Raw genomic sequence first — 7,261 nt, forward strand, 5'->3', positions numbered from 1 at the left:
GGAGGTGCCGACTCGGGACGCTCGGCAACGGCTGCCTGCTGAGATTCGACCGGCGCACTGTTCCACTGGGCAGCCGGCAAACCGGCGCGGCCTTGCTGGTCCAACTTGCGCGGGGTATGCACCTTGGCCACTTCCTTTTCCAATGCGGCGTGATCGTTCTGCCGCGCGATCAGGTCGGCCAATCCACCGCCCTGATTGATCAACCACATGCACATCCCATACGAGGCCATTGCCACGGACGGGTCACCGCGTTCAATGCGACCCATGTTGGGCTGCGAAATGCCCAGCTTCCTGGCCCACTGGGTCTGGGATTCACCGCGCCGCTTGCGGGCGATGGTGATGTTCTGCGCCAGTCGCTCGATATCCCGCAGCACGGCCTGGGGGGAGTCAGCGCAGGAGGTATTTTTGCGCGGCATTCATAGATGATGTCTTTTCGCTGGAATATAGAAATCTATGGTTTTTTCTTCCTTGGGGCTTGGGTGTGACACGGATATTTCCCCGGCAAGAAGGCAAATTCTCAATACATAGATATATCGACATTCGCCAGATTTATTCATCTATGAATGATGCTTGGCCTGGATTCGCTGTGCCCCACGGCCCGGCCGCGTCGCTGGCGGGCCGCACAGCGATCACTGCGGATTGCGACTGACCGCTGGCCGGTCGCCCTGGGTGTATGGATCTTTCAAGCGCGGCACAGGCGCATGACACATGCCGTTTTGGAATGGGTCATGCGCCTTTCTTTCGCTTGTTTGGAAGAGGTCGTTGAACGAACATTGCCACTTCGATCCAGCCGCCAGCGACGCACCTGTGCGACGCCGGCCTGGAGTTCAGGGGCATTTCCAGACCAGACTGTTTCCACATGAACGCCAACTTCACCATCAACCCGGCCCCGCAGGCGCCGGACGCGGCCTTGCTCAAGGCCTTCGAGGATGTACCGACATCCCACATCAGCGACAACCTCGGGCGCCTGGAAGGCATCGTGGGACTGCGTCGCTTCCATCGTTCGCGAAAGCTGCTGGGCACGGCCGTCACGGTCAAGGCGCGCCCCGGCGACAACCTGCTGACCTACAAGGCGCTGTCCATGATGTCGCCTGGCCAGGTGCTGGTGGTCGATGCCGGCGGGGCCACGAATAATGCCGTCGTCGGCGACCTGCTGCTGGAGTACGCCTTGCAGCGCGGCTGCACCGGCTTTGTGATCGATGGCGCGATTCGCGACTGCGCGGCCTTCTTGGCGGCGGATTTCCCCTGCTATGCGCGCGATGTCAATCATTGCGGGCCGTTCAAGACCGGGCCCGGAGCGGTGAACGTTGCCGTGAGCATCGGCGGGCAGGTGGTGCAGCCCGGCGATTTCCTGCTCGGCGACGAGGACGGCATCGTGGTGTTCCCCGCCGATCGCGCCGGCGAGCTGCTCGCGGCGGCGCTGCGCCACGCCCAGCTGGAACAGGAGATACGCGCCGAGATCCGCACCGGCAAGGTCCAGCAGTCATGGATGGACAAGATGTTTGCTCCCCATGGACTTTGACATGCCGGTCAGCGAACTCACTCCCATGCACTCCCGCGCCAGGCCCGATGTACTGGTCACGGTCCGCTTCTTTGACGCGGACGCCGTCGCCCGGCTCGAAGCGCGCGGCCATCGCGTGGTCCGCGCCGATGTTGCCTTTGATGCCATCGATAACACCATCACCCCGGCCATCGAGCAGGCACTGGGCAGCGTGCAGGCCTGGATCCTGGGCGCAGCGCCCGTGACCCACGCGCTGCTGGCACGCCACCCCAATCTGCGCATGGTGGCGCGCCGCGGCGTGGGCTTCGACTCGGTGGATGTGAACGCGGTTCAATCCCTGGGACGAATTCTCACCAATACCCCGGGCGGCAACGAGCCGGCGGTGGCCGATCACGCCCTGGCGCTGATGCTGGCCGTAGGCAAGCGAGTGGTCGAGGCCCATGCGCGCATGCAGGCCGGCGACTGGCGCGTTCAGGTGGGCACGGAGCTGTACCGCAAGACCGTGGGCCTCATAGGGCTGGGACGTATCGGTCGGCAGGTGGCGCAAAGGCTTTCGGGCTTTGAAGCCCGGGTGCTGGCCTTCGATCCCTTCCTGGACGAAGAAAGCGCCAGGCGCGCCGGGGTCACGCGCTGCAGCCTGGAGCAGGTGCTCACGCAGTCGGATTTCGTGAGCCTGCACGCGCCGTTGACGCCGCAGACCCGGCACATCATCGGCGCCGGCGCGCTCAAGCTGATGAAACCCGAGGCGATTCTGATCAACACCGCCAGAGGCGAGCTGATCGACGAGCAGGCGCTGCTGGTCGCGCTGCAGTCGCAGCAGCTGGCCGGGGCGGGTCTGGACGTTTTCCAATGCGAGCACGCGCCCGCGTTGCAGCCGCTGGCAACGCAGTTGCTGGCCTGGCCGACAGTGGTGGCCACGCCGCATTCCGCGGCCTCCAGCCGCGAGAGCCTGCAGCGCGCCAACGCATTGGCCGCCGACTGCGTGGCCGCGGTGCTCGAAGGCCGGGCCGTGCCGGCGCAATGCATCGTGGCCGATGGCCGCATGCCGCCTGGACACTGAAAAACATAAAAGGAGACCATCTTGAAACGTCGAAACTTGATGCAGGCGGCGGCCGCGGCAGCGGTGGCCATTCTCGGTGCCCCGGCCATGGCCCAGGGAGGCTGGCCCGAGCGGCCAATCGTGTGGGTGTCGGTGTCGGCGCCGGGAGGCAATTCAGATGTCGTCTCGCGCGTCATCACGCAAAAGCTCTCCGAGCGTCTGAAGGTGCCGGTGCTGGTGGAAAACAAGCCCGGAGCCTCGGGCGGCATTGCCAGCGCATTTGTCGCCAAGGCCCCGCCCGACGGGTACACGGTCCTGGCGGGCAGCATTGCCTCGCACGCCATCTATCCGCTGATTGGCAAGGTGGCGTTTGATCCGCTGCGCGATTTCGTGCCCATCATGGTGCTGGGCACCAATGCCAACGTGCTGGTGGTTCCGGTCACCAGCCCGTACAAGACGGTCCAGGACGTGCTGGCCGCGGCCCGCGCGACGCCAGGCGCCGTCGCCTACGGCTCGCCCGGAATCGGCTCGACCCAGCACATGTCGGGTGAACTCCTGCAGAAGCTCGCGGGCGTGAAGCTCACGCATGTGCCCAATGTGCGCGGCTCGGTCATCACCGATGTGATGGCTGGCCACATTCCCATGACGTTTGACGGACCGTCGCTGCTGCCCCATGTGACCGGCGGGCGGCTGCGCGCGCTGGCCGTGACCTCCAGGAAGCGCTTGCCGCAGCTGCCCGATGTGCCGACGATGGAGGAGGCCGGGGTGGCTGGGTTCGAGGTCAGTTCCTGGCAGGCGCTGTACGCGCCGGCCGGCACGCCCAAAGCCATTGTCGACAAACTGAACCAGGAGGTCGCCGCGGTGTTGACCGCGCCGGAAGTCGTCGCGCGCTTTCAGCAGATGGGGCTGACCACCGCACCGATGACGCCGGCGGAGTTCGCGGCATTCCAGCGCGCGGAAATCGCCAAATGGAGCGCGGTGGTCAGGGACAGCCGCATGCAGCCCGAGTAGCTTCGCCCCTATAGTTGCCACCGGACCCGTTGTGGGCGGCCGGAGCAAAAATGAACCTGAACATCAAGCAGCTGGAGGCCCTTTACTGGGCCGGTCGGCTTGGAAGCTTCCAGGCGGCAGCCAACCGCCTGCACACCACGCAATCGGCGATCTCCAAGAGAATTGCCGAACTTGAATCGGCGCTGGGCCGAAACCTGTTTGACCGTACGCGCCGCAATGCCGAACTCACGCCTGCCGGTGAACGCGTCTGCGCCGGAGCCGAACAGATGCTTTCGCAGGCCAAGCGCCTGCTGGAAGACCTCTCCGAGCCCGAAGAGTACGAGGGCACGTTCCGGCTGGGCGTCACAGAGCTGATAGGCATGACCTGGCTGGCGGGCCTGATGCGGGCGCTGCGTGCCGCCCACCCCCGGCTGCGCCTGGAAGTGGAGGTGCACAACGGCGGCGTGCTGCTCGACCAGATGAACCGCGGCAAATACGATGTGGCCTTGCTTCCCGGGCCGATGTGGGGACGCCTGTTCAGCGCCGTGCCGTTGCGCACCCTGGAACGCGCCTGGATGGCCAGTCCCAAGATGGGAATACCGCGGCGTGTCCTTTCGGTGGAGGAGCTGTCCGAGTACCCGATTGCCGCGCAATTCCCGGACACCATCCACGCGCAACTGCAAAGCGCCTGGTTCACCCGCGCGGGGTTTCCTCTGCGCAACCTGGTGCAGACCCATGGCTTCGCAGTGCTCGGCGAGATGACCCGCGCCGGCATTGCGGTATCCCAGCTGCCGGTCGGCTATTACACGCCCTACCTCCAGCGCAAGGAGCTGGTGCGACTCAAGGTGGCGCCGGAGCTCCCCGACGTCGAGTATTTTGCAATCTATCGGCGTGGAACCGGCCACCCCCTGGCGCCCCTCGTGGCCAAGATGGCAAAGGAGCACTGCAATTTCGCCGCCGACGCCGGCAAAGGGCTTTCCTGACGGCACATGCGCCGCCATCGATGAAAGGCTTGGCACCCGCATCGAATGCCGGGTCCAGCACGCCGGCGGCCATGTCCGTCACCGCGGCATAGGTCGAGCGATAGGGCTCCAGCGACGTGCCGGTCAGCGCCGGGAAATACTTGCCTGCACAATGCGCGCGGCTGCCCGGTCAGTGGAAATGGCCTGGCCGCCGGTATGCGCCTTTGAGTAGCGCCCCGGTGTGGACGGCGACTGGACTGAATGAAAACTTCTCAACTGGTGCTTTGCGCGGGGCGCCGACTTGGGCACACTGGGCCGCTTCCTGCCCCGTCGCGCCGGGCCGAAAGCCGTGCCGGCCGCGCCATCCCTGCCCTTTGAGATGTCCATGTTCACGTCCACCTTCACCTTCGCTCCCGGACCGTTTGATGACGAGTTTCACCAGTTGGACCAGGCCATTGCCGCCATCGCCCGCTCCATTGACGGCTTTCTGGGCGAGGAGGCATGGGAAGATTCCAGCAAAGGCCTGGTAGCCAACGTCTACTACTGGGAAACGCGCGAAGCACTGCAACAGCTGATGGACCACCCCGCGCATGCCGAGGCCAAGCGGCGCCAGGCGCAATGGCTGCGTGGCTACCATGTGGTGATTGCCGAAGTGCAGGGCAGTTATGGCGATGGCGGCATTGCCCATCCCCTGGGCGGGCGCCCTGTGCGGTTTTGATACGGGCCGTGTTGAATCGCTCAGGCCGGCGCTTGCGGTATCAGGACAGGCGCTGCCCCTTTTTGCGTTCGCGAGATCAACCAACGCTTCTTGCGCACCCTACCTTCCGTAGAGTGTCGCAATGGCTTGAACCCGCGCTGCGCAAGGCGGTGGGTGATCTGCCGGGAGAATCCAAGCTTCACGCAAGGGCTCTCTTGGAGGCGCAACAGCGGCGAGCCGGCAAGCAGTCAAGCGTAGCGTGCGGGGGCTGACCCAGGCAATGCGCCGGCTGGGCATTGTGATCATCGCCTGAGCGCCAGGTGCTGTGTCTGCGATGCTGGCGCTGAACTCGGCGCCGTTGCAGTTCCATTCATGCCGGCTGGAAGGAGTCTTCGGCACAGAGCTTGTTTTCTGTCGAAGGCTCTGGGCTGTTGGGCTCGAAGCTGTCGGCGCGCGCGAGCTGCCACATGCGCGCGTAGAACTCGCCTTGCACCTCGCCTGTCAGCAGTTCGCCGGGCTTGAGGAACACATGCAGCTGCGAGAACAGCTTGACTTCCGACGCCGACATGCGCCGCACCAGATGCTTGGCCTGCAGCTGCTCAGGGTGGGTCAGGCCCGCGGCGGCCAGCATTTCGGCCAGCGCTCTGAGCGTGTTGCGGTGAAAGTTGAACACCCGTGCCGCCTTGTCGGGCACCACCAGCGCGCGCTGGCGCAACGGGTCCTGGGTCGCGACACCCGTCGGGCATTTGTTGGTATGGCAGCTTTGCGACTGGATGCAGCCTATGGCGAACATGAAGCCGCGCGCCGAATTGCACCAGTCGGCGCCTATGGCCATCACGCTGGCGATGTCGAACGCGCTGACGATCTTGCCGCTGGCGCCGAGCTTGATCTTGTCGCGCAGATTGAGCCCGACCAGCGTGTTGTGCACGAACAGCAGGCCTTCGCGCATGGGAACGCCCATGTGGTCGGTGAACTCCACGGGTGCGGCGCCCGTGCCGCCTTCCTTGCCGTCCACGACGATGAAGTCCGGCAGGATGCCAGTCTGCAGCATGGCCTTGGCGATGCCCATGAATTCCCAGGGATGGCCCAGGCAGAACTTGAAGCCCACGGGCTTGCCGCCGGACAGGGTTCTCAGCTGGGCAATGAACTGCACCATTTCCAGCGGCGTGGAAAACGCGCTGTGGCTGGAAGGCGAAATGCAGTCCTGGCCCATGGGGATGCCGCGGGTCTGGGCGATCTCCAGCGTCACCTTGTGCTTGGGCAGGATGCCGCCATGGCCGGGCTTGGCACCCTGGCTCATCTTGATCTCAATCATGCGCACCTGCGGCGCGCGCGCCTGCTCGGCAAAGCGCTGCGGATCGAAGCGGCCGTCATCGGTGCGGCAACCGAAGTAGCCGCTGCCCAGCTCCCAGATCAGGTCGCCGCCATGCTCGCGGTGGTAGGGGCTGATGCTGCCTTCGCCGGTGTCATGCGCGAAGTTGCCGCGCTGCGCGCCCTGGTTGAGCGCGCGGATGGCATTGGCGCTCAGGGAGCCGAAGCTCATTGCCGAGATATTGAACACCGAGGCCGAGTAGGGCTGGGTGCACTGCGGCCCGCCTATGGTGACGCGAAAGCCGTCCGGGTCGCTCAGCGGCGCGGGGCGCATGGAGTGGCTGATGAATTCAAACCCCGGCTGGTAGACATCGACCAGCGTGCCGAACGGCTTGTCGGCGGTCTCGTTCTTGGCGCGCGAGTAGACCAGCGAACGCTGGGCGCGCGAAAAGGGCAGGGCGTCGCTGTCGGATTCAAGCAGGTACTGGCGTATCTCGGGCCGTATGCCTTCGACCATGTAGCGGATGTTGCCCAGGATGGGGTAGTTGCGACGCACCGCATGGTTGCTTTGCAGCAGATCGAACAGGCCCAGCAGGCTCAACAGGCTGGTGATCAGCGTGACGGGCCAGATATCGCTGGAGAAGGCAAACGGCAGGCTGGCGAGGCTGAAGATTACACAGCCCGCAAAGAAGGCATAGCGGCTCAGAAGGGATAGGCTCACGGCATTCCTTGGGTTGGTTGCATCGCAAGGGTAATGTATT

Annotated in this window: 7 protein-coding genes; 5 read left to right on the top strand and 2 right to left on the bottom strand. The window is 64.8% G+C overall.

The window, feature by feature from the left end:
• Nucleotides 1-416, bottom strand: a 416-nt coding sequence (locus tag RR928_RS22110) for a helix-turn-helix transcriptional regulator (RefSeq protein WP_332684280.1), incomplete at its 3' end; no start/stop codon positions are given.
• 443 nt (nt 417-859) lie between these two features.
• Between RR928_RS22110 and RR928_RS22115 the strand changes: the two genes are divergently transcribed.
• The 5 genes from RR928_RS22115 to RR928_RS22135 all read left to right on the top strand — a co-directional run bounded on the left by RR928_RS22115 (nt 860) and on the right by RR928_RS22135 (nt 5,210).
• Nucleotides 860-1,522 (top strand): RraA family protein, encoded by a 663-nt coding sequence (locus RR928_RS22115; protein WP_332539859.1) that lies wholly within the window; start codon nt 860-862, stop codon nt 1,520-1,522.
• Complete coding sequence (locus RR928_RS22120) at nt 1,512-2,561, top strand: phosphoglycerate dehydrogenase (protein WP_332539858.1); 1,050 nt, start codon at nt 1,512-1,514, stop codon at nt 2,559-2,561. The genes RR928_RS22115 and RR928_RS22120 overlap by 11 nt, the downstream gene beginning before the upstream one ends.
• Before the next feature lie 21 nt (nt 2,562-2,582).
• Complete coding sequence (locus tag RR928_RS22125) at nt 2,583-3,551, top strand: Bug family tripartite tricarboxylate transporter substrate binding protein (protein WP_332539857.1); 969 nt, start codon at nt 2,583-2,585, stop codon at nt 3,549-3,551.
• A 50-nt stretch (nt 3,552-3,601) separates the two neighbouring features.
• Nucleotides 3,602-4,513 (top strand): LysR family transcriptional regulator, encoded by a 912-nt coding sequence (locus tag RR928_RS22130; RefSeq protein WP_332684283.1) that lies wholly within the window; start codon nt 3,602-3,604, stop codon nt 4,511-4,513.
• 364 nt (nt 4,514-4,877) lie between these two features.
• Complete coding sequence (locus RR928_RS22135; RefSeq protein ID WP_332539855.1) at nt 4,878-5,210, top strand: antibiotic biosynthesis monooxygenase family protein; 333 nt, start codon at nt 4,878-4,880, stop codon at nt 5,208-5,210.
• A 349-nt stretch (nt 5,211-5,559) separates the two neighbouring features.
• Here RR928_RS22135 and RR928_RS22140 read toward each other — a convergent pair whose 3' ends face one another.
• Nucleotides 5,560-7,221 carry an FMN-binding glutamate synthase family protein gene (locus RR928_RS22140; RefSeq protein ID WP_332684286.1) on the bottom strand — a complete coding sequence of 554 codons (1,662 nt, stop codon included), beginning with the start codon at nt 7,219-7,221 and terminating at the stop codon, nt 5,560-5,562.
• Nucleotides 7,222-7,261: the final 40 nt, after the last annotated feature.

The sequence above is a fragment of the Comamonas sp. genome, assembly GCF_036666375.1.
GTDB lineage: Bacteria > Pseudomonadota > Gammaproteobacteria > Burkholderiales > Burkholderiaceae_C > Comamonas.

Bases quoted from the DNA above. Each gene is read 5' to 3' on its own strand.
- RR928_RS22120 (WP_332539858.1), top strand. From the start codon at position 1,512: ATGGACTTTGACATGCCGGTCAGCGAACTCACTCCCATGCACTCCCGC.
- RR928_RS22130 (WP_332684283.1), top strand. From the start codon at position 3,602: ATGAACCTGAACATCAAGCAGCTGGAGGCCCTTTACTGGGCCGGTCGG.
- RR928_RS22115 (WP_332539859.1), top strand. From the start codon at position 860: ATGAACGCCAACTTCACCATCAACCCGGCCCCGCAGGCGCCGGACGCG.
- RR928_RS22135 (WP_332539855.1), top strand. From the start codon at position 4,878: ATGTTCACGTCCACCTTCACCTTCGCTCCCGGACCGTTTGATGACGAG.